Source organism: Geothrix sp. (assembly GCF_030219325.1).
Taxonomy (GTDB): domain Bacteria; phylum Acidobacteriota; class Holophagae; order Holophagales; family Holophagaceae; genus Geothrix.
Genome location: NZ_CP126625.1, coordinates 554,301 through 574,683, shown reverse-complemented (window position 1 = coordinate 574,683; position 20,383 = coordinate 554,301). Strand labels below are relative to the sequence as shown.

Sequence of the window (20,383 nt, the reverse complement as noted above, 5' to 3'; positions counted from 1 at the left end):
CCGGCTCTGTGCTGAAATGGTCGGACTCAAGGAATCCGCCATGACCAAGCCCGCCCCTTCGGCCGTCACCATCCGCATCCGCATCGCGGTGGGCGAGAACATCGCCATCGGGCAGGGCAAGGCCGATCTGCTGGAGGCCATCGGCCGCACCGGCTCCATCTCCGCGGCGGCGCGGGAGCTGGACATGAGCTACCGCAAGGCCTGGATGCTGGTGGATGAGATGAACCAGTGCTTCCCCAGCCCCGTGGTGACCGCCGCCAAGGGTGGCCTGCGGGGCGGCGGCGCGGTGGTGACCGAGCTGGGCCAGGAGGCCCTCACCCGCTTCCGCCGGATCCAGGCCAAGGCCTTCAAGGCCATCGAGGAGGATGTCCGGGAATTCCGGAAGCGCCTGCTGGACTGATGTGACGATCCGCAAAACAAGCACACGCCTGGCTGTTCCGACCGTTATATCCCTGCGAAACTAGCGAACCGGAGGCTGACATGAACCGATCCACGATCCTGCGATGGGGCCTGGCGCTGGCCACGGCGCTCTCCTCCGCCTGCCTGGCGGCCGCGCCGCCCGCCGAAAGGACCCTGATCCTCGCCACCACCACCAGCACCCAGGACTCCGGCCTGCTGGACGACCTCATCCCCCGCTTCGAAAGGCAGACAGGCTATGTGGTGAAGACCATCGCCGTGGGTTCGGGCCAGGCCATCGCCATGGGCAAGCGCGGCGAGGCCGACGTGCTGCTGGTCCACTCCCCCGAGGCCGAAAAGACCCTCGTGGCCGATGGATCCGGCGTGAACCGGCGCATCGTCATGCACAACGACTTCGTGCTGCTAGGGCCCCCCGCCGATCCCGCCGGCATCACGAAGCGCACGGCCCTGGAAAGTCTCCAGCGGATCGCCGCTGCGAAGGCGACGTTCCTCTCCCGGGGCGACAACTCCGGCACCCATGCCATGGAGCTGAAGCTGTGGAAGGCCGCGGGCGTCACCGCCGAAGGCCAGGCCTGGTACCAGCAGACCGGCCAGGGCATGGGCCAGACACTGGCCATCGCCGCCGAGAAGCGGGCTTACACATTGTCAGACCGGGGCACGTACCTAGCCCTGCAGAAAAAACTGGGGCTCGCCATCCTCCACGAAGGCGATCCGTCCCTCCGGAATGTCTACCACGTCATCGAGGTAAATCCCGCGCGGTTTCCCAAGGTGAATGCGGCCGGAGCCCGCGCCTTTGCTGACTTCCTGGTGTCGAAAGATGTCCAGGCACGCATCAAAGAATTCGGAATCGCAACCTTTGGCTCACCGCTATTCTTCCCTGATGCCGGCATCCAGGAATAGGACGCCGGAAGGAGAAAGCACCCATGTCGAACGCCATCTTCAGCCTGCCCGATTCCCACAGCGAGCCCATCCTCCCCTACGCCCCCGGATCCAGAGAGCGCGCCCTCCTGAAGGCCGAGCTGGACCGGCAGTTCAACCAGCAGCTCGACATCCCGCTCATCATCGGCGGCCGGGAAGTGCGCACCGGAAAGACGCAGAAGGCCGTCTGCCCCCACGACCACCAGCACGTGCTGGCCACCTACCATGAGGCCGGCGAGGCCGAGGTGCGCCTGGCCATCGACGCGGCCCTGGCCGCCAAGAAGGACTGGGAGGCCACGCCCTGGGAGGACCGCGCCGCCATCTTCCACAAGATGGGCAGCCTCATCTCCTCGAAGTACCGCTACATCCTCAACGCCGCCACCATGCTCAACCAGTCGAAGAGCGCCTACCAGGCGGAGATCGACAGCACCTGCGAAACGGCGGACTTCTTCCGCTTCAACGCGAAGTTCATGGAGCAGATCTACCAGCAGCAGCCCATCTCGGATCCCCACGTGTGGAACCGGGTCCACTACCGGGCCCTGGAAGGCTTCGTCCTGGCGGTGACGCCCTTCAACTTCACGGCCATCGGCGCCAACCTCGCCACGGCCCCGGCCATCATGGGCAACACGGTGGTCTGGAAGCCGGCCTCCACCTCCATCCTGTCGAACTACTACCTGATGCAGCTCTTCAAGGAAGCGGGTCTGCCGGATGGCGTCATCAACTTCATCCCCGGCCGCGGCTCCATGATCGGCAGGATCGCCCTGGAGCACCGCGACTTCGCGGGCCTCCACTTCACGGGCTCCACGGGGGTCTTCAACAGCATGTGGAAGACCATCTCCGACAACCTGCCCCGCTACAAAAGCTATCCCCGGCTGGTGGGTGAGACCGGCGGCAAGGACTACATCTTCATGCACGCCTCCGCCGATGCGGTGGAGACCGCCGCCGCCATCGTCCGCGCCGGCTTCGAGTACCAGGGCCAGAAGTGCTCGGCCTGTTCCCGCGTCTACATCCCCGCCTCCCGCTGGACCGAGATGCAGGGGCTCATCCTGGGCCTGCTGGCCGAGGTGAAGATGGGCGACGTGCGCGACTTCCGGAATTTCTTCAACGCCGTCATCGACGAGGCCGCCTTCGACAGCACGATGAAGTACATCGAGCTGGCCCGGAACGCCAAGGACGCCAAGATCATCGCCGGCGGCAAGGGCGACAAGTCGAAGGGCTACTTCATTGAGCCCACGGTCATCCTCACCACGGATCCCAAGTTCGTGACCATGGAGGAGGAGATCTTCGCCCCGGTGGTCACCATCTACGTCTACGACGACGCCCAGCTCGCCGAGACGCTGAAGGTGCTGGACGGGACCTCGCCCTACGCCCTCACCGGCGCCATCTTCGCCCGGGATCGCTACGTCATCAACCAGCTCACGGAGGCCCTGGCCAACACCGCGGGCAACTTCTACATCAACGACAAGTGCACCGGGGCCGTGGTGGGCCACCAGCCCTTCGGCGGCGCCCGGGCCTCGGGCACCAACGACAAGGCCGGCAGCTTCCTGAACCTGATCCGCTGGACCTCCCCGCGCACCATCAAGGAGAGCTTCACGCCTCCCCGGGACATCAAGTTCCCGTTCATGGAAGCTGAGTAGGAGCGGCTTTGGACCTGATCTGGGAGGGCCTCCGGAAAGCGCTGGAGCTTCTGCTCACGCTGGATCCCGAGGTCCTCCGGATCACCTGGCTGTCCCTGCAGGTCTCCGGGGTCGCCACCCTCATCAGCCTGGTCCTCGGCCTGACGGTGGCCGTGGCCGTGGCCCTGAACGAGTTTCCCGGCAAGCGGCTGGTCATCGCACTGCTGAACACCGGCATGGGCCTGCCGCCCGTGGTGGTGGGCCTCTTCGTGACTGTGCTGCTCTGGCGCAACGGCCCGCTGGGCTCGCTCGGCATCCTCTACACGCCCTCGGCCATGATCCTGGCTCAGGCCGTCATCGCCTCACCCATCATCGCGGGCATCAGCCTCGCCGCCCTGCAGCACCTGCCCCCGGGGCTCCGCCTGCAGATCCTGGCCCTGGGCGCCTCCCGCCCGCAGATGGTGTGGCTGCTGCTCAAGGAGGCGCGGCTTCCGCTCCTGGCCGCGGTCATGGCCGGCTTCGGCGGCGTGATCTCGGAGGTGGGCGCCTCGATCATGGTGGGCGGCAACATCAAGGGCCAGACGCGGGTGCTGACCACCGCCACGGTGATGGAGACCGGCAAGGGCAACTTCGACGTGGCCATCGCCCTCAGCCTCATCCTGCTGGTGTTGGCCTTCTCCGTGAACGCCCTGCTCACCCACCTCCAGCAGCGCGGGCGGCGGTCATGAGCCGGGAACGCATCCTCGAGGCGCGAGACCTCACGGTCCACCGCGGCGCCGTGAAAGTGCTGGAGATCCCGGAGCTGGACCTCCGGACCGGCGAAGTACTGGCCCTCATGGGACCCAACGGCGCGGGGAAGACCACCCTGATGCTCACGTTGGCGGGCCTCCTGGCCCCCTCGGCCGGGGCGGTGCAATTCAAGGGCTCGACCCTCCAGGGGAAGGGCGACCGGGAGGCCTTCCGCCGCCGCACGACCATGGTGTTCCAGGACCCGCTCCTCTTCGACGCCACCGTGGCCCAGAACATCGCCTCCGGACTGAAGCTGCGTGGCCTCTCCGCCGTTGAGTGGAAGCCCCGGGTGGTGGCCTGGGCCGAACAGCTGGGCCTGGGCGCCCTGCTGGATCGCCCTGCCCACCAGCTCTCCGGGGGCGAGGCCCAGCGCACGGCCCTGGCCCGGGCCTTCGTCCTGAATCCGGAGATCCTCTTCCTGGACGAGCCCTTCGCGGCCCTGGATCCCCAGGCCCGCGAGGAGCTCATCGGGGACCTGGGCCACCTGCTGGCCGAGACTGGCACCACCGCCGTGATCGCCACCCACGACCAGGGCGAGGCCGCCCGCCTGGCGCACCGGCTGGCGGTCATGAGGGACGGCCGGATCATCCAGCGGGGAGGGCTCCGGAAGGTCACGAACCACCCGGAGGATCCCTTCGTCGCCGCCTTCGTCGGCATGGAGACCCTGCTCAAGGGGCAGGTGGCCGACTGCCGGGAAGGCCTGCTCACCCTGCGGATCCGGAAGGGGACCGGCAGCGGCGAGGTCGTGGCCCTGGGGGAGGCCGAGCCCGGCCAGACCGTCCTGGTGGGGGTCCGCCCCGAGCACGTGGCCCTGTCTTTACACTCCGACAACGCCAGCAGCGCCCGGAACGCCTTTCCGGGGGCTGTGACCAAGGTCATACCCCGGGGTCCCTTCTTCAAGATCGAGCTGGATTGCGGGTTCTTCCTCACGGCCTTCGTCACGGCCCAATCCCTGTCGGAACTGGAGCTTCGGCCGGGCCGCCCCGTGGTGGCCTCCTTCAAGGCCACCTCCGTGCACCTCATACGCAAGGAAGGTCTCGGCCCCGAAGTGTGACCGGTATCCATTGCCCGGATAACGGCCCAGGACTAGCCTCGACAAGGGGATGGCCATGCCATCCCTCGTTGGTTTTTGTCCCCCCGAACCGTCCGGAGACGCGAGCGCCATGAAACAGCTGGTCATCGATTTCCAGAAGTGTGATGCAGGGCGCAACTGCAATCACGAGTGCGAGCTGGAGTGCGCCATCAAGGTCTTCAAGGTGGACGATCCCGCCCAGGCCGCCCTTCAGATCAAGGCCTACGAAGAGGGCGGCGGCCACGCCATCCTCTGCGACCAGTGCGGCGACTGCGTGGTGGTCTGTCCCACCGAGGCCCTCAAGCGCAACAAGCTCGGCGTCGTGATGATCGACAAGAAGATCTGCGTGGGCTGCTACATGTGCATCGGATTCTGCGAGAAGGACGCCTTCATGCGGAACTCCGACTGGATCACGCCCCACAAGTGCACGTCCTGCGGCGTCTGCGTGAAGGTCTGCCCCCACGGCGCGCTCTCCATCGTGGACGTCCCCGAGCCGCCGGTCCGGATCATCTGAGAAAAGGGAACCCCATGAGCCAGCTCGTTTTCGATCCCAGCAAGGTGATGAACATCGACTACACCAAGCGCACCGAGTACCTCGACGGGCTCGAGGCCATCAAGGCCGCGCACAAGGTGCTGAAGGAGATCACCTACACGCCCAGCCTGCCGGACAAGGGCTACACCAACCGCACGCTGTACGTGAACGTGGACACCCTTGAGATCAAGGAGAAGCCCGTCACCCAGCAGATGAAGGACGTCTTCATCGGCGGCCGCGGCTTCGGCCTCTACCACCTCTGGAACGCGGTGAAGCCCACCACCCGGTGGAACGATCCCGAGAACGAGATCATCATCAGCCCCGGGCCTGTGTCGGGCATGACCCAGTACGCGGGCACCGGCAAGTCGCTGGTGGTGAGCCTCTCGCCCCAGACGGACATCCCCATCGATTCCAACGTGGGCGGCTTCTACGGTCCCCTGCTCAAGTTCTCGGGCTTCGACGCGCTGGAGCTGCAGGGCAAGTCCGACAAGGACATCATCCTGTTCATCGATGGCCAGAAGGGCATCATCCGCATCGAGGAAGCTCCCACGGACCCCGTGGACAGCCATGTCCTGGCGGAAATTCTCACCCACATGTACGCCGAGAACGAGGCGGACCTGCCCAACATCTCCGTGGTGTCCACGGGCGCCGCCGCCGAGCACAGCCTCATCGGCATGCTGAACTTCTCGTTCTACGACCGCCGCCGCAAGTGCGTCCGCTTCAAGCAGGCGGGCCGGGGCGGCATCGGCACCGTGTTCCGGAACAAGCGCATCCGCGCCCTGGTGGTGCGTGGGCCCAAGGTGGCCGGCGACCTCAACCATCCCGTGGATCCCGAGACCATCGCCAAGACCGGCGTGAAATACCACAAGGAAATCCGCGAGAACGACGGCACCCAGTGCATGATGCGCCGCAATGGCACCGCGCACATCGTCGAGATCATGGACGCCTACGACCTGCTGCCCGTCCACAACTTCCAGTTCGGCTCGCACCCCGATGTCCACAAGATCGACAGCAGCTACTGGCAGCAGCGCTGCACGCAGCACACCGTCGACGGCTGCTGGTACGGCTGCTCCATGGCCTGTGCCAAGGGTGCTGATGGCCTCGTCCTCAAGACCGGCCCCTACCAGGGCGACATGGTCACGGTGGACGGCCCCGAGTACGAAAACGCGGCGGGTCTGGGTTCCAACTGCGGCGTGTTCGATCCCGACTACCTGCTCGAGCTGAACTTCTACTGCGACACCTACGGCATCTGCACCATCACTTACGGCACGCTCACGGCCTTCGTGATGGAGTGCTACCAGCGCGGCATCCTGAACAAGGAGCGCACCGGCGGCCTGGAGATGGTCTGGGGCAACGCCGAGGCCGACCTCGAGATGATGCACCAGATGGCCCGTGGCGAAGGCTTCGGCAAGATCGCCGGCATGGGCGTGAAGAAGATGAAGGAACACTTCATCAAGAATGGCTGGGGCGACCCCCAGCTCATCAATGACATCGGCATGGAGAACAAGGGCCTCGAGTACTCCCAGTACATGTCGAAGGAATCGCTGGCCCAGCAGGGCGGCTACGCGCTCACCAACAAGGGCCCGCAGCATGACGAGGCCTGGCTGATCTTCATGGACATGGTGAACAAGCAGCTGCCCACCTTCGAGGACAAGGCCGAAGCGCTCTACTACTTCCCCCTGTTCCGCACCTGGTTCGGCCTGAACGGTTTCTGCAAGCTGCCCTGGAACGACGTGGTGCCCGCCAACAACTCCGAGCAGCCCGAGGCCCACAAGGTGCCCGAGCATGTGCAGAACTACGTGGATCTCTTCACCGCCACCACGGGGATCAGGATCACCAAGGAAGACCTCATCGTGCAGTCCGCGAAGGTCTACAACTTCCAGCGCGTGTTCAACATCCGCATGGGCAAGGGCCTGCGCCTGCACGATGCCGCACCCTACCGTTCTCTCGGCCCCGTGACGAAGGAAGAGTACGAATCCCGCGCCGAGCGCTATGACCAGCAGATCGTCACCGAGATGGGCCTCGATCCCAAGGGCAAGACCACCGAAGAGAAGATGGCCCTGCACCGGAAATGGCGCACCGGCCGGTTCTCCCAGCTCATGGACAGCGTCTACACCCGCCGGGGCTGGACCCTGGACGGCGTTCCGACCCTGGAACGGCTGAAGGAGCTGGGCCTGGATGCCTTCCCGGAAGTGGTGGAAGTCGTCAAACAGCATCTTTCCTGACAGGCTCCATTCGCCGCGCGAATGGAGATAGGAACCGACATGATTCTCGTCAACGAGGAACCGCTCGACTGGCACGAGGGCCTGACCGTCCGCGATGTCCTGAAGGCGCGGAACTACCGCTTCCCCATGCTGGTCATCCACATCGGCGACACGCTGGTGCCAAAGAAGGACTACGACACCACCACCATCCCGGACGGGGCGGTGGTGAAGGTCATCCACCTCATCAGCGGGGGCTGACGAGCGGCAGAAGGATGCGGAACCGCGTGCCCAAGCCGGGTTCGCTCTCCACGCCGAGGCTGCCGCCACTCTCTTCCACCATGGCCTTGAGCGAGGAGAGCCCCAAACCGGTGCCCTTGCCTGGCTCCTTGGTGGTGTAGAAAGGATCGAAGATCCGGGCCAGGACCTCGGGCGTCATGCCGGTGCCGGAATCGATCACTTCGATCAGGGCGTGCGCCCTGCCAGCTCCGCCCCGGGTGACCTGGATGCCGAGATGGCCGCCCGTGGGCATGGCATCCCGGGCATTGGCCACCAGGTTCACCATCATCTGCTCCAGCCGGAGGGTGGAGCTCTTCACGATCAGGGCATCCTCCAGGGGGACGTCGATGACCAGGTTCACGGCGCGGGGAATGAGCAGGCGGAGGGTCACCTCCATGCTGCGCAGCTCCCGGCCCAGGTCCACGGGCTGCAGCGCCTCCTCCTCCCGCCGGGCGAATTCCATGAGCCTCCGGGTGAGGAGGGCCGCGCGGTCCGCGGCCATGGCGATGCGGTTGAGCTCCGAGGGGCCGGGCGCCACACCCTCCTCCAGGTTCATGACCGCCAGATCGGCCGAGCTCTTCACCGCTCCCAGCAGGTTGTTGAGGTCGTGGGCGAGTCCGGCACCCATCATGGCCAGGGCGTTCATGCGCTCTGTGCGGATCAGGGTGTGCTGGGCCTGCTCCAGGACCCGAGTCCGGTCATGAACCCGGTCCTCAAGGGTCCGCCGGGCCGACTCGAGGTCCTCCACAGCCTGGACTTGCCGGAGCAGGAGGAGGGCGACCATGACAAGGAAGATGCCCGAAGCCCCCCGCACGAGGTAGAGCGGCGCTCGGAGGATGAGCACAGCCATGACCGCCAGCGCCCCGACCACGGGGAGGTAGGGGATCAGACGCGTGAACATCCCCCTCGTTTCCTCCGCGGCGGGGACCTCCTCCGGGGTCGGGGACCAGGCGGCAAGCCCCTGGAACAGGGGAATGCCGCCCACCAGGGGCCACCACCACTGGGTCTGGGGGACCGGGGGCAGGCCCGCCATGGCCCAGCCGGAGAGCACCACCAGCCAGGCCAGGGCCGAGGCCCCAAGCCAGCCCAGGGGACCCCGGAACTGATGCGGCCGGCTGGAGGTCATGTAGACCAGGCCACCCCCCATCAGCGCCGCATTCAGATAGGCCACCAGGACGCGCAGGCTCAGATCCGGGTTGGCCGTGCGCAAGGCCCCGTGGACTCCCACCACCCAGAGGAGGAAGAGGACGGACGCGGCGAAGAGCAGGCCATCCAGCACCCGGCGGCGGCCTCCGCCCCCCCGGGAGCTTCCTCTCGGAAAGCTCAGGACGGCGGCCAACACCAGGAGACCGGTGCCCAGACTCAAGAGCTTGGGCAGGTCGGAGGCCCAGGCGAGAGGATGGCCAAGGGAGGGCGGGATCCAGAGCGAGAGGTTGATGACGTCCAGGAGGGTCGAGGCCCAGAGCAATTGCCACGCAAGCCGTTCCTTGCGGTCGGACCGCCAGGCCCGGTAGCCCAGGCTCGCGCAGGCCAGCGCCTCGATGAGCAGATAGCCGAGGTTCCAGACGAGGCTCCGCCGCTCTGGAGCAGACACCAGGTGGACCACCGCCACCCCGACCCAGGCTCCCATCAGCGCGACGCGGCCCCACCACGTCCAGCCAGCAGCCAGGGCCTGCTCCTCGGGCCGGGGGCTCGTGGCCGGGGGGGGATCCTGGGGGTGGGCGGGCCCGGTCAAGGAAGGGCCTCATCAAGAAGGTGGCATTGAGCTTAGCGGCTCTGCTGCCGAGTCTCCTTAAAAACGGGAAGGGGGGCGAGTGCCCCCCGTCCCGTCCGGCCGCCCTCGACTCAGAGCTCCAGGGTGATGCCCTGGGCCAGCTCGACCTGGCCGCTGAAGTTGATGGCGTTGGTCTGGCGGCGCATGTAGACCTTCCAGGCATCCGACCCGCTCTCGCGACCGCCGCCCGTCTCCTTCTCGCCGCCGAAGGCGCCGCCGATCTCCGCGCCGCTGGTGCCCGTGTTCACGTTGGCGATGCCGCAGTCGCTGCCCGCCGCGGAGAGGAACAGCTCACTCTCCCGCTGGTCGTTGGTGATGACGGCGCTGGAGAGGCCCTGGGGCACACCATTCTGGAGGGCAATGGCCTCCTCGAAGCTGCGGTACTTCATGAGGTAGAGCACCGGCGCGAAGGTCTCCTCCTGCACCATCGGGATGTTGCCGGGAACTTCCACGATGCACGGCGTGACGTAGCAGCCGCCAGCATGGGGGAGGCGCTCGCCGCCCGTCAGCACCTTGCCGCCCTCGGCCGCCACCTTGCCGATGGCCTCCAGCATGGTGGCCACGGCCTGGGCGTCCACCAGGGGCCCCATGAGGTTCTCGTTGAGCCTGGGATCGCCGATGCGCGTCTGCCGATAGAGGGCCAGGAGCCGCTCCGTGAAGGCCGGATAGACGGACTCGTGGATGATGACGCGGCGGGTGGACGTGCAACGCTGCCCCGAGGTGCCGATGGCGCCGAAGTAGATGGCACGCAGCGCGATCTCCAGATCCCCCCTCTCGCTCACGATGACCGCGTTGTTCCCGCCCAGTTCGAGGATGTGCTTGCCGAAGCGCTCCTGCACCAGCTTGCCCACGTGCCGGCCGCCGGGCACCGAGCCGGTGTAGGACACCAGCGCCACCCGCGGGTCGGTGTTGATGAGGTCGCCGATGTCGCTGCCCCGGCCGATGGCCAGGCTGCAGATGGCGGGATCGAAGCCGAAGTCGCGGAGCACCTTCTCGGCGATCTTGGTGCAGGCGATGGCGGTCAGTGGCGTCTTGGAGGAGGGCTTCCACAGGATGGTGTCACCGCAGACCAGGGCGATGGCGGTGTTCCAGCTCCACACGGCCACGGGAAAGTTGAAGGCGGTGATGACGCCCACCACGCCGAGGGGATGCCACTGCTCCTGCAGCCGGTGGCCCCGCCGCTCGCTGGGCATGGTGAGGCCGTAGAGCTGCCGGGAGAGCCCCACCGCGAAGTCGCAGATGTCGATCATCTCCTGGACCTCGCCCAGCCCCTCGCGCAGCGTCTTGCCCATCTCCAGGGTGACCAGCTCGGCCAGGGCCGCATTGTTCCGGCGCAGCTCGTCGCCGATGGCCTTCACCACCTCGCCGCGCTTGGGGGCCGGCACCAGCTTCCAGCTGGCGAAGGCCGCGTGGGACTTCGCCAGGATGGCGTCGAACTCGGCGGGCGTGACGTTGGCGACCGTGGCCAGGACCTCGCCGTTGATGGGGGAAACCACGGTCTGGGCCTTGCCCCCACCCACCCACTCGCCGGCGAACCCGCCGGGATTCACGTCCGAAATGCCCAGGGACTTCAGGATCTTCTGCATGGCCATCCTCCTGGTTCCATTTGTAACTAATTTCGTTTCAATTAAGAAATTCATTCGATTCACGATCAACATGAATATGATTCATGATCATGGACGCCCTGCTCGATCTGCCCCAGCTGCGCACCTTCTACACCCTGGCCCAGACGGGTGGCTTCACGGCCTGTGCCCGGAAACTCCACCGCACCCAGTCGGCCGTCAGCCACGCCATGGCCAAGCTGGAGGACCTGGCGGGAGTTCCCCTCCTGGCCCGCCGGGGCCGGGAGCTGGGTCTGACCGAAGAGGGCCGCCGGCTCTACCTCGCCTGCGAGCAGGTCTTCGCCACCCTGGATGCGGCCGCGGACGACCTGCGCCGGCACCAGTCCCTCGCCATGGGGCGCCTCCGCGTGGGCACCACCGTGGAGTTCGGCAGCAGCATCCTCATGAAGCACATGCAGCCGTTCCTGGCCGCGAACCCGGGCCTGGAGATCGACTTCACCCTGAGTCACGATCTGCTGGGGCCGCTGCTGCGGGACGACCTCGACCTGATCATCGACTGCCAGGAACACCCCCTTCCCGCGCTGAAGAAGTCGCCTCTGTTCCGGGAGACCTACGTGGTGGCCTGCTCGAAGGCCTTCCGGAAGGCGCACCGGCTGCGCGTGCCGGCAGACCTTTCCCGTGGGCCCGTCCTCTCCCTGGACAAGGCCGGCGCCTGGTGGAACCGCTTCCTCATGGCCGTGCCGGACCATGAGCAGCCGCAGCTGGACCGGATCATCGCCGTGGATCACATCCGCGCCATGATCCATGCCGCCGTCGAAGGCATGGGCGCCCTGCTGGTGCCCCGCTACAGCGTGCTGGGCGAGCTCCAGCGGGGCGATCTCGTGGCCCTCTTCCCCGCCATCCGCCCCGCCGAGGACCGCTTCTCCATCTACCAGAAGAAGGTGAAGGCCAACCACGAGAAGCAGAAGCTGCTCACGCGGTACCTGCAGGGGTTGAGCCCGGAGGAATTCGGGTCGTAGGTGGTCGAGGTTCCCACCCGCACCTCGACAGGCTCCAGGCCTCCGGCCTGGAGTTGACTGCCCGCCGTAAGCGGGCAGCCGGAACGGGCCTGCTATTGGAACCACGCCTCAACGGAAGGCAGCTTCCAACTCATTCCGCAGGCATTCCAGCGCGGCCGAGGTCAGCAGACCGTGGTCATCCTCCAGGACGTGCAGCGCGGTGCCTGGGTTCCGATCTCGGTAGGCCTCACTCTCCGCAAGGGGCACCGCCTCGTCGAAGCGGCCGTGGAGGATCACCGTGGGCACGGCCATGCGCCAGTCCGCGTCGTCGGCCCAGGCGGGCAGGTCGCGCAGCAGCTCGGGCCCCAGGCGCAGCGGCCGATCGGCACCGTAATGGAAGACCTCCATCTCCCCTCGCTCCCGGTAGGCGGCCCAGGCGGAGCTGGTCATGCGGCGCCGGGCGAAGTGGATGGCGGGGGCCAGCAGGAGCATGGATCGGATGGCAGCGCCACGATGGGCCACCGCCGTGGCGACAAAACCGCCGAGAGAACTGCCCACCATTACTGGCCGCTCCGCCAGGCCTTGCAGCAGGGCCTCCACCGCTTCGACCTGGGCCGTGAGCGTGAGCCTTTCGAAGGTGGGCAGATTCAGGTCCGGCGCATGGAAGGGGATGCCGTGCGTCTGGGCCCAGCGCCGAACGAAGGTTCCCTTGTTGCCCCCGGGGGACGAGGAGAAGCCGTGGAGGTAGACGAGGGCGGTCATGAGGGATCCAGGCTCTCCTTCCAACGGTGCGGGAAACGAACATGTGACCAGCCGTCCGATCTGGAGCCTCGGAGAGCTGCTTCCGCTCCCACGGCGATCAGGCGACGGCCTCGACCCGGGCCCTGAGGATCCGGCACGACAGCCCCAGAACCACGCTGAAGAAGGGGGGTGCCAGACAAGCGGCCAATTTGGCGCCCAGGTTATGGAGGTCGCCGCTCAACAGGGAGAAAGTGATCATCAATCCCATGAAGAAGGCGATGGTCGCGCCGAAATAAAGGCAGGACTCCGCGAGTTTCCAGACCTTGGCGGAGGTCCCGTTCGACAAGGAGGCCGACGGGTGCAGCGCATCCCGGAGCGCCTGCCTGAAGGCACTCCAAGGGTGAGCCGAAAGGACCGCCACGAGGGGCACCACCAGTACGAGCAGGAAGGCCCAGGGAGCCGGATGAAGCCAGATGACCGCACGCCCCCCGATCATGGCGATGGTGAGGATCACCAGGAATAGGATGAGGATTTGGCCGAACAGGAAACGGGTCATGGAAAACCTCCAGGCACATGAGGCGTTTCGGTAGCTGACAGGCCCGGCATGAACCCGCAACCCCTGGGATTCAAATCACGCACACCTCTTTAGATGGAACGGCTTATCAACCCCGGAACGCATCAGGCCGCCTTTCGGCGGCCTGATGTTGACTCCCCGCCGCAGGCGGGGAGCAGCGATGAACCTACATCTGATCCTTCAGCCCCTTCGCAGTCTTGAAGACCACCTTGCGGCCGGCGGGGATCTTGATGCTCTCGCCAGTCTTGGGGTTGCGGCCCATCTTCTCCTTGGTGGCGCGCACTTCGAAGGTGCCGAGGCCGAAGAGGTTGACGCGGTTGCCGCTGAGGAGGGTTTCGACGATGTGGTCGCGGACGCCGTCCAGGATGGACTTGGCGCGGGCCTTGGACAGGTCCTGGGCTTCGGCGAGGTTGGCGGCGAGTTCAGCGATGCCGAGGGTATCGGGCTTGGAGGTGCTCTTGGCCATGGATGGACTCCTTGGAATGGGTTGGTCAGGGTTCCCGACGGCGCGGAAAGGCCTGGATGACCGGCTCCCCCGCGGGGGCCGGCCACCGATGGGATGGGGTGGACGGTGGGTTACTCAGCAGCCGCGGCGGCGCTGACCTCGAGGTTGACCTTGGCGTGGACGCCGCTGTAGAGGCGGACGTCGACCACGTAGGTGCCCGCATCCTTGATGTGGGGCACGGTGATGTCGCGGCGATCGAGCGTGAAGCCCTTGGCCTTGAAGAGCTCGGCCACGTCGGCGTTGGTGACGGAACCGAAGAGGTGGCCGTTCTCGCCGGCCTTCTTGGTCACGGCGAGGCTGATGGCTTCGAGCTTCTCGGCCAGGCTCTTGGCGTCGGCCAGTTCCTTGGCGCGGAGCTTCTCGGCGCGGACCTTCTCGAGCTCGATCTGGCGCTTGTTGCCGGCGGTGACGGGCAGGGCCATCTTGCGGGGCAGCAGGAAGTTGCGGGCGTAGCCGTCTTTGACGTTCACGACATCGCCGCGGACGCCCAAGTGCGGAACGTTTTCGATCAGAAGGATTTCCATGGGTTCTCCCAGGTGGAAGGATGGGGTTGGGCACGGCCAGCGCATGAGGCTCGCGTTGTCCCCGCGTGGGTGAGACGGCGTCCTGCGCCGTCAGGGCCGGGTCCTTGGGAACCCGCCCTGTCCCCCGATGGGTTCAGGCCGATCAGAAAATCCAGTCTATCCTGGGACCAGACGATACCCAAGCAAGGATTTCCCGTTCCGTGGAGCCTGGATGAGCACCTACGCCGATCGACGCGATACACGACGCATCATCGTCGGCCCGGAGTTCAGCATCTCCTTCCTGCTGAAGGGGCACGACTACAGGGACGTCCGCATCACCAATCTGAGCCCCGGGGGGTGTTTCGCCCTTGTGGGCGCCCGGGATGCCCGGCTCTTCGAGCGGGGCGCCGTCCTGGAGAACCTGGTGCTGTTGCACCCCGAACTACCCAAGGCCCCCATCATCGCGGCCGTGTCCTACGTGCTGGGCGGCCGTCCGGGGGCTGATCCCATGGAAATGGTCGGCATCGGCATCCAGTTCCTGGGCGTCGAGGATGCCGCCCAGGGGGCCCTGAATGTCTGGGTGGACGCCTCCACGGCGTCGCAGCAGTAGTCCTGTCCGGAGGGACCTACTTCTGGCCGAAAAAGCCGAGGATGGCCGTGGCCACCTCTTCCCGCATGGCTTCGGTCATCTCGGGATAGACGGGCAGGCTGAGCACTTCCTTGGCTGCGCGCTCGGATTCCGGCAGCTGGCCCACCTTGTACCCAAGGTCCTTGAAACAGGGCTGCTCGTGGAGGCAGATGGGGTAGTAGATGGCGCTGCCGATGCCGCGCTCCTTCAGGTGGGCCTGGAGGGCATCCCGCTTGCCGCCCTTCACGCGGATGGTGAACTGGTTGTAGATGTGGCGGCCATCCGGCACCACTTCCAGGGGCAGCACCGCCTCCTCCGCCGTCAGTCCCTTCATGCGCTCCAGGTACCAGGCGGCGTGCTTGCGGCGCCCTTCGTGCCAGCCGTCCAGCATGGGCAGCTTGGCCCGCAGCACCAGGGCCTGGAACTCGTCCATGCGTCCGTTCATGCCCACCTCGTGGTGCATGTAGACCGGCTCCATGCCATGCACGCGGATGCGGCGGACGCGGGCCGCCAGCGTCGCATCATCCCGGATCGCGGTCATGCCGGCATCGCCGAAGGCCCCGAGGTTCTTGGTGGGGTAGAAGCTGTAGGCGGTCATGTCGCCAAACTGGCCGGCGGACTTGCCCCAGCCCTTGGCGCCCAGGCTCTGACAGGCATCTTCGATGACCGGGATGCCGTGCTTCGCGGCCACCGCCATGATGCCGGGCATGTCCGCCAGCTGGCCGAAGAGGTGCACGGGCATGATGGCCTTGGTGCGGGGCGTGATGGCCGCTTCCACCAGGGCGCCGGTGGCGTTGAAGGTGGCGGGCTCCAGATCGATGAAGACCGGCTTGGCGCCCAGGCGCGAGACCACGCCCGCGGTGGCGAAGAAGGTGAAGCTGGGCACGATGACCTCGTCGCCGTGGCCGATGCCGAGGGCCATGAGGGCCGCCAGCTGGGCGTCCGTGCCGCTGGACATGGCCACGGCATGGGCGGCGCCGGCGTAGGCGGAGATCTCGGCCTCCAGCCCCTTCACGTTCTCGCCCAGGATGAAGGCGGAGCGGTCGATGAGGCCCGAAAGCCCCTCCAGCACCTTGGTCTTGACGGCGGCATTCTGCGGCGCGAGTTCAAGCATCGGGACGGGCATGGGGCCTCCAAAGATCAAGGGTTCCAGTATGGCAGCGGGTCAAGCGAGATTCCGTCACATCGGGCGGCTACTCGGTCTCCCCGCCTTCCTGGGGTTTCGTCGGGCGCATGAGGGGGAAGAGGATGACGTCGCGGATGCTGGCGCTGTTGGTGAGCAGCATGACCAGGCGGTCGATGCCGATGCCTTCGCCGCCGCAGGGCGGGAAGCCGTGCTCGAGGCTGGTGATGAAGTCCTGGTCCAGCAGCATGGCCTCATCGTTGCCCGCTTCCCGCTCATCCATCTGGGCCTGGAAGCGGCCCATCTGGTCGATGGGATCGTTCAGCTCGGAGTAGGCGTTCGCAATCTCCATGCCGCCGATGAACAGCTCGAAGCGGTCCACGAAGCGGTCATCGCCCTCCAGAGTCTTGGTGAGGGGTGACAGCTCGATGGGATAGTCCGTGATGAAGGTGGGCTGGACGAGCTGCTTCTCGACATGGTACTCGAAGAGGTCGCCCAGCAGGAAGCCCACGGTCTTCTTGTCCACGTCCTCGACGTGCACGGTCCTGGCCAGGGCCCGCACGCTGTCGCCGTCCTCCAGCAGGTGGCGGTCGATGCCGCCGTACTCGGCAATGGCGTCCTTCATGGTCAGGCGGCGGAAGGGCGCGGCGTAGGAGATCACCTGCTCGCCCCAAGGCAGGGCCTCGGAGCCCACCACGGACCGGGCCACCGTGGAGATCAGGCCTTCGGTCAGCGCCATCATGTCCCGCAGGTCCTGGCCGGCCGCGTAGAACTCCATCATGGTGAACTCGGGATTGTGCCGGACGCTGAGGCCCTCGTTGCGGAAGTTCCGGTTGATCTCGAAGACCTTCTCGAAGCCGCCCACGATGAGCCGCTTGAGATACAGCTCCGGCGCAATGCGCAGGTAGAGGGCCATGTCCAGGGCGTTGTGGTGCGTGATGAAGGGCCGGGCCGTGGCGCCGCCCGGAATGGGCTGCATCATGGGCGTCTCGACCTCGAGGTAGCCCTGGTCCTCCATGAAGCGGCGCACGGCGCTCACGATGCGCGACCGGGTCTGGAAGGTCTTCAGCACGTCGCCGTTGGAGACGAGGTCCAGGTAGCGCTGGCGGTAGCGCTGCTCCTTGTCCTGCAGGCCGTGCCACTTCTCGGGCAGGGGCAGCAGGGCCTTGCTGAGGAACTGGATCTCCTTCACCCGCACGCTCAGCTCGCCGGTCTTGGTGCGCATGAGCGGGCCCGTGACGCTGATGAAGTCGCCCATGTCCAGGAGCTTGATGGTCTCCCAGCTGGTCTCGGACAGGTCGTTCATGCGGAAGAAGCCCTGGATCTTCTCGCCGTTCTCGGTGAGATGCGCGAAGACGCTCTTGCCCATCTCGCGGATGGTGAGGATGCGGCCCATGACCGACACGCTGAGCTCAAGGCCTTCCAGCTTCTCGTTGGGCCAGGCTTCGGCATCGGCGTAGATCGTGGCCAGCTCGGCGAGGCCGTGGGTGCGCTTGGCCTTCCGGGGCCAGGCTTCGATGCCGAGAGCCTTCAGCTTCTCGAGCTTCTCAAGGCGCACATCGCGGTACTGGTTGGGCTGCATGGAGACTCCGACACGAACCATGTAGTGTACCGGACGATCAGCGCTCCCCGAAGCGATAGGCCACGAAGGCCGACAGGTCCGGGGCGGTGAAGGTGCCCGCCTCCTCGCTGAACCCGAAGCGCCACCGGGGGAGCCGCGTGTGGCGGAGGGTCCAGTGCTGCTGCCAGCCGGCGCGGTCGAGGCGGGACAGGCCGGTGCGATAGGGGCTGCCGGCATAGCCCAGGCTGACTTCGATCCCGAGGCCGGAGAGCAGTCCCGGCCCCTCGCCCACCCAGCCCAGGCTGCCCCAGGCCCGGCTGAAGGAGGTCTGGTCCATGACGGCGCGCAGGGGGCTGTGTTCGGGAAGGCCCAACCACACGCGCTCCACCTGTCCGAAGAAGCGCCAACGCCCGTACCGTCGCCACAGGGCGGCTCCCACCAGACCATCGGTGCCGCCGCTGCCAGAAAAGTCGGCCTGTCGACCGGTGGGCAGCTGGATGGAGGCTCCGACCCTCCCGCCGGCCTCGGCCGTGCCGAAGGGGCGGACCCAGGCCACATCCAGATCCATGAGCGCCCAGCCGGGGCGGGTGAGATCCCCGATGACGCGGCCATCCCGCTCCAGGTGGTAGACGAGCCGGTTCTTCGGTGCGTCCTCCCGGCCCCCCTGGGGCATGTTGAACAGCTGGTGCCAGTTCCAGATGGCCTGATCGGCGATGCCACCGGAGCGGTAGGCCACCCGGGCCCGGACGTTGATCCGGGAGGAGCCGGCCTTCAGGGCCCAGTCTCCAGTCAGCTGCCAGGCCTCACCGTCCAGCCGCGCGAAGGTGCGGCCATCGGCGCTCCGCTCCAGATCCGGACGCAGCATCTGGCTCGTGGCTTCGAGGACCAGCTCATTGACGCCCTCAGGCAGGGGCTCCGGAAATCCCTCGAACCAGGCCAGCCGGTTGGGGCGGGGGGTCTCCTGGGCCGCGAGCCCGAAGGTTGCCAACCCCAAGATCATGCTGACCAGGGGACCTGCACCCCCTTTAAGGACCCGCAAGGATAGATTGACCAAGGTCACGGAACATCCTTTGCTCAAAGGTAATACTCTGCCCTGACGATTCCCCGGAACGCCCAACTCGATTTTTGAACGCTCATAAATGATTGATACATCATCAAAAGAGCGCTCTCTGCCTTTCAGTCTCTCCCGTCGCACCCATTCCTTCCCATCCCTTTTTTACAGGAGCCGCCCCATGACCCGCCTCAAAACCCGTCTGAAGGAAATGATCGAGGAGCACCGGCCCCGCACCACCCGGCTCCTGAAGGAGTTCGGCAAGGTCGTCATCGACGAGGTCACCATCGACCAGTGCATCGGCGGCGCCCGGGACATCAAGTGCCTGGTGACCGACCTCTCCTACCTCGATTCCCAGGAGGGCATCCGCTTCCGCGGCAAGAACATCCCCGAGACCTTCGCGGCCCTGCCCAAGCTGCCGGGCGCCGAGTACCCGACGGTGGAGTCCTTCTGGTACTTCATGCTCACCGGCGAGATCCCCACGGCGGCCGAAGCCGAGGAGATCCACCAGGACTTCAAGTCCCGCGCCAAGGTGCCCGCCTACGTCTTCGACGTGCTGCGCGCCCTGCCCAAGGACAGCCACCCGATGGTGATGCTCTCCACGGCGGTGCTCGCCATGCAGAAGGAGAGCAAGTTCAACAAGCTGTACCACAGCCTGAAGAAGAACGACTACTGGGACTCAATGTACGAGGATGCCTGCGACCTGCTGGCCAAGCTGCCCGAGATCGCCGCCTTCATCTACCGCTACAAGTACAAGAACGGGGACATCATCCCCGGCAACTACGAGCTCGACTTCGGCGCCAACTTCGCCCACATGATGGGCATCGCCAAACCCTATGACGATGTGTCCCGGATGTACTTCATCCTCCACAGCGACCACGAGAGCGGCAACGTCAGCGCCCACACCACGCACCTGGTGGCCTCCGCCCTGTCCGATGCCTACTACAGCTTCAGCGCCGGCCTCAACGGCCTGGCCGGCCCCCTCCACGGCCTGGCCAACCAGGAAGTGCTGGACTGGATCAAGGACTTCCAGAAGAAGCTCAACGGCGCCGAACCCACCGAGGAGAACGTCAAGCAGGCCCTCTGGGACACGCTGAACTCCGGCCACGTCATTCCCGGCTACGGCCACGCCGTGCTGCGCAAGACCGATCCCCGCTACACCGCCCAGATGGAGTTCTGCCAGAAGCACCTGCCCAACGATCCGCTCTTCAAGCTGGTCAACATGATCTACCGCGTGGCCCCGGGCGTGCTCACCGAGCAGGGCAAGACCAAGAACCCCTGGCCCAACGTGGATGCCCAGAGCGGCGTCATTCAGTGGTACTACGGCCTCACCGACTACGACTTCTACACCGTGCTCTTCGGCGTGGGCCGCGCCATCGGCGTGCTGGCCAACATCACCTGGGACCGCGCCCTGGGCTATGCCCTGGAGCGCCCCAAGTCCGTCACCACCGCCATGCTCGAAGAGTGGGCCACCAAGGGCGGGCGATAGACGTTCTTCCCCTGCACAAAAAGGGCGGGCCATCTGGCCCGCCCTTTTTC

At 66.2% G+C, this 20,383-nt stretch carries 20 protein-coding genes; 11 read left to right on the top strand and 9 right to left on the bottom strand.

Going from position 1 to position 20,383, the window contains the following annotated elements; genetic code table 11:
- Positions 1 to 40 precede the first annotated feature (40 nt).
- The 8 genes from QOZ81_RS02520 (at position 41) to thiS (ending at position 7,806) form a co-directional block, all read left to right on the top strand.
- Entirely contained in the window at positions 41 to 400 is a 360-nt protein-coding gene (locus tag QOZ81_RS02520; protein ID WP_291202089.1) for a winged helix-turn-helix domain-containing protein, read from the top strand.
- 80 nt (positions 401 to 480) lie between these two features.
- The gene (locus tag QOZ81_RS02515) at positions 481 to 1,317 is read left to right on the top strand and encodes a substrate-binding domain-containing protein (protein ID WP_291202092.1); all 837 of its coding nucleotides are present in this window, start codon (positions 481 to 483) and stop codon (positions 1,315 to 1,317) included.
- Between the two features lie 23 nt (positions 1,318 to 1,340).
- Entirely contained in the window at positions 1,341 to 2,972 is a 1,632-nt protein-coding gene (pruA, locus tag QOZ81_RS02510) for an L-glutamate gamma-semialdehyde dehydrogenase (RefSeq protein ID WP_291202095.1), read from the top strand.
- 8 nt (positions 2,973 to 2,980) lie between these two features.
- Positions 2,981 to 3,679 (top strand): ABC transporter permease, encoded by a 699-nt coding sequence (locus QOZ81_RS02505; RefSeq protein ID WP_291202097.1) that lies wholly within the window; start codon positions 2,981 to 2,983, stop codon positions 3,677 to 3,679.
- A complete protein-coding gene (locus QOZ81_RS02500) occupies positions 3,676 to 4,794 on the top strand; it encodes an ABC transporter ATP-binding protein (protein WP_291202100.1) in 1,119 nt (372 codons plus the stop codon). The genes QOZ81_RS02505 and QOZ81_RS02500 overlap by 4 nt, the downstream gene beginning before the upstream one ends.
- A 109-nt stretch (positions 4,795 to 4,903) precedes the next feature.
- Positions 4,904 to 5,326, top strand: coding sequence for a 4Fe-4S binding protein (locus QOZ81_RS02495; protein ID WP_291202103.1), 423 nt, complete (start codon positions 4,904 to 4,906; stop codon positions 5,324 to 5,326).
- Positions 5,327 to 5,340: 14 nt separating this feature from the next.
- Positions 5,341 to 7,569, top strand: a complete 2,229-nt coding sequence (locus QOZ81_RS02490) for an aldehyde ferredoxin oxidoreductase family protein (protein WP_291202106.1) — start codon at positions 5,341 to 5,343, stop codon at positions 7,567 to 7,569.
- A 39-nt stretch (positions 7,570 to 7,608) separates the two neighbouring features.
- Positions 7,609 to 7,806: a sulfur carrier protein ThiS gene (thiS, locus tag QOZ81_RS02485; RefSeq protein ID WP_291202108.1), complete on the top strand. Its 198-nt coding sequence runs from the start codon at positions 7,609 to 7,611 to the stop codon at positions 7,804 to 7,806.
- Here thiS and QOZ81_RS02480 read toward each other — a convergent pair.
- Both QOZ81_RS02480 and amaB read right to left on the bottom strand, forming a co-directional pair.
- Complete coding sequence (locus QOZ81_RS02480; protein ID WP_300715335.1) at positions 7,793 to 9,559, bottom strand: sensor histidine kinase; 1,767 nt, start codon at positions 9,557 to 9,559, stop codon at positions 7,793 to 7,795. The genes thiS and QOZ81_RS02480 overlap by 14 nt on opposite strands.
- Positions 9,560 to 9,669: 110 nt before the next feature.
- Positions 9,670 to 11,190: an L-piperidine-6-carboxylate dehydrogenase gene (gene amaB, locus QOZ81_RS02475; protein WP_366082327.1), complete on the bottom strand. Its 1,521-nt coding sequence runs from the start codon at positions 11,188 to 11,190 to the stop codon at positions 9,670 to 9,672.
- A gap of 83 nt (positions 11,191 to 11,273) precedes the next feature.
- Here amaB and QOZ81_RS02470 point away from each other — a divergent pair, with 83 nt between their 5' ends.
- On the top strand, positions 11,274 to 12,179 hold the full coding sequence (locus QOZ81_RS02470; RefSeq protein ID WP_300715334.1) for a LysR family transcriptional regulator: 906 nt from the start codon (positions 11,274 to 11,276) through the stop codon (positions 12,177 to 12,179).
- A 108-nt stretch (positions 12,180 to 12,287) separates the two neighbouring features.
- Here QOZ81_RS02470 and QOZ81_RS02465 read toward each other — a convergent pair whose 3' ends face one another.
- From QOZ81_RS02465 to rplI, 4 genes are all read right to left on the bottom strand, one after another.
- Positions 12,288 to 12,920, bottom strand: a complete 633-nt coding sequence (locus QOZ81_RS02465; protein WP_291202116.1) for a YqiA/YcfP family alpha/beta fold hydrolase — start codon at positions 12,918 to 12,920, stop codon at positions 12,288 to 12,290.
- A 97-nt stretch (positions 12,921 to 13,017) separates the two neighbouring features.
- Complete coding sequence (locus QOZ81_RS02460) at positions 13,018 to 13,455, bottom strand: hypothetical protein (protein WP_291202118.1); 438 nt, start codon at positions 13,453 to 13,455, stop codon at positions 13,018 to 13,020.
- A 184-nt stretch (positions 13,456 to 13,639) separates the two neighbouring features.
- Entirely contained in the window at positions 13,640 to 13,939 is a 300-nt protein-coding gene (locus QOZ81_RS02455; protein WP_291202120.1) for an HU family DNA-binding protein, read from the bottom strand.
- A gap of 110 nt (positions 13,940 to 14,049) precedes the next feature.
- Positions 14,050 to 14,502 (bottom strand): 50S ribosomal protein L9, encoded by a 453-nt coding sequence (rplI, locus tag QOZ81_RS02450; RefSeq protein ID WP_291202122.1) that lies wholly within the window; start codon positions 14,500 to 14,502, stop codon positions 14,050 to 14,052.
- Between the two features lie 211 nt (positions 14,503 to 14,713).
- Here rplI and QOZ81_RS02445 point away from each other — a divergent pair, with 211 nt between their 5' ends.
- On the top strand, positions 14,714 to 15,091 hold the full coding sequence (locus QOZ81_RS02445; protein ID WP_291202124.1) for a hypothetical protein: 378 nt from the start codon (positions 14,714 to 14,716) through the stop codon (positions 15,089 to 15,091).
- Positions 15,092 to 15,107: 16 nt separating this feature from the next.
- Here the strand turns inward: QOZ81_RS02445 and QOZ81_RS02440 are convergent, their stop codons facing one another.
- The 3 genes from QOZ81_RS02440 to QOZ81_RS02430 form a co-directional block, all read right to left on the bottom strand.
- Positions 15,108 to 16,235: a DegT/DnrJ/EryC1/StrS family aminotransferase gene (locus tag QOZ81_RS02440; RefSeq protein WP_291202126.1), complete on the bottom strand. Its 1,128-nt coding sequence runs from the start codon at positions 16,233 to 16,235 to the stop codon at positions 15,108 to 15,110.
- Positions 16,236 to 16,302: 67 nt separating this feature from the next.
- Positions 16,303 to 17,814, bottom strand: coding sequence for a lysine--tRNA ligase (lysS, locus tag QOZ81_RS02435; protein WP_291202127.1), 1,512 nt, complete (start codon positions 17,812 to 17,814; stop codon positions 16,303 to 16,305).
- A 37-nt stretch (positions 17,815 to 17,851) separates the two neighbouring features.
- Entirely contained in the window at positions 17,852 to 18,781 is a 930-nt protein-coding gene (locus QOZ81_RS02430) for a DUF3187 family protein (protein ID WP_291202129.1), read from the bottom strand.
- Between the two features lie 244 nt (positions 18,782 to 19,025).
- On the opposite strand from QOZ81_RS02430, the gene QOZ81_RS02425 reads away from it, so the two are divergent.
- A complete protein-coding gene (locus QOZ81_RS02425; protein WP_291202131.1) occupies positions 19,026 to 20,333 on the top strand; it encodes a citrate (Si)-synthase in 1,308 nt (435 codons plus the stop codon).
- Positions 20,334 to 20,383 lie beyond the last annotated feature (50 nt).

Bases quoted from the DNA above. Each gene is read 5' to 3' on its own strand.
- QOZ81_RS02520 (WP_291202089.1), top strand. From the start codon at position 41: ATGACCAAGCCCGCCCCTTCGGCCGTCACCATCCGCATCCGCATCGCG.
- QOZ81_RS02515 (WP_291202092.1), top strand. From the start codon at position 481: ATGAACCGATCCACGATCCTGCGATGGGGCCTGGCGCTGGCCACGGCG.
- pruA (WP_291202095.1), top strand. From the start codon at position 1,341: ATGTCGAACGCCATCTTCAGCCTGCCCGATTCCCACAGCGAGCCCATC.
- QOZ81_RS02500 (WP_291202100.1), top strand. From the start codon at position 3,676: ATGAGCCGGGAACGCATCCTCGAGGCGCGAGACCTCACGGTCCACCGC.
- QOZ81_RS02495 (WP_291202103.1), top strand. From the start codon at position 4,904: ATGAAACAGCTGGTCATCGATTTCCAGAAGTGTGATGCAGGGCGCAAC.
- QOZ81_RS02490 (WP_291202106.1), top strand. From the start codon at position 5,341: ATGAGCCAGCTCGTTTTCGATCCCAGCAAGGTGATGAACATCGACTAC.
- thiS (WP_291202108.1), top strand. From the start codon at position 7,609: ATGATTCTCGTCAACGAGGAACCGCTCGACTGGCACGAGGGCCTGACC.
- amaB (WP_366082327.1), bottom strand. From the start codon at position 11,190: ATGGCCATGCAGAAGATCCTGAAGTCCCTGGGCATTTCGGACGTGAAT.
- QOZ81_RS02470 (WP_300715334.1), top strand. From the start codon at position 11,274: ATGGACGCCCTGCTCGATCTGCCCCAGCTGCGCACCTTCTACACCCTG.
- QOZ81_RS02465 (WP_291202116.1), bottom strand. From the start codon at position 12,920: ATGACCGCCCTCGTCTACCTCCACGGCTTCTCCTCGTCCCCCGGGGGC.
- QOZ81_RS02460 (WP_291202118.1), bottom strand. From the start codon at position 13,455: ATGACCCGTTTCCTGTTCGGCCAAATCCTCATCCTATTCCTGGTGATC.
- QOZ81_RS02455 (WP_291202120.1), bottom strand. From the start codon at position 13,939: ATGGCCAAGAGCACCTCCAAGCCCGATACCCTCGGCATCGCTGAACTC.
- rplI (WP_291202122.1), bottom strand. From the start codon at position 14,502: ATGGAAATCCTTCTGATCGAAAACGTTCCGCACTTGGGCGTCCGCGGC.
- QOZ81_RS02445 (WP_291202124.1), top strand. From the start codon at position 14,714: ATGAGCACCTACGCCGATCGACGCGATACACGACGCATCATCGTCGGC.
- QOZ81_RS02440 (WP_291202126.1), bottom strand. From the start codon at position 16,235: ATGCCCGTCCCGATGCTTGAACTCGCGCCGCAGAATGCCGCCGTCAAG.
- lysS (WP_291202127.1), bottom strand. From the start codon at position 17,814: ATGCAGCCCAACCAGTACCGCGATGTGCGCCTTGAGAAGCTCGAGAAG.
- QOZ81_RS02425 (WP_291202131.1), top strand. From the start codon at position 19,026: ATGACCCGCCTCAAAACCCGTCTGAAGGAAATGATCGAGGAGCACCGG.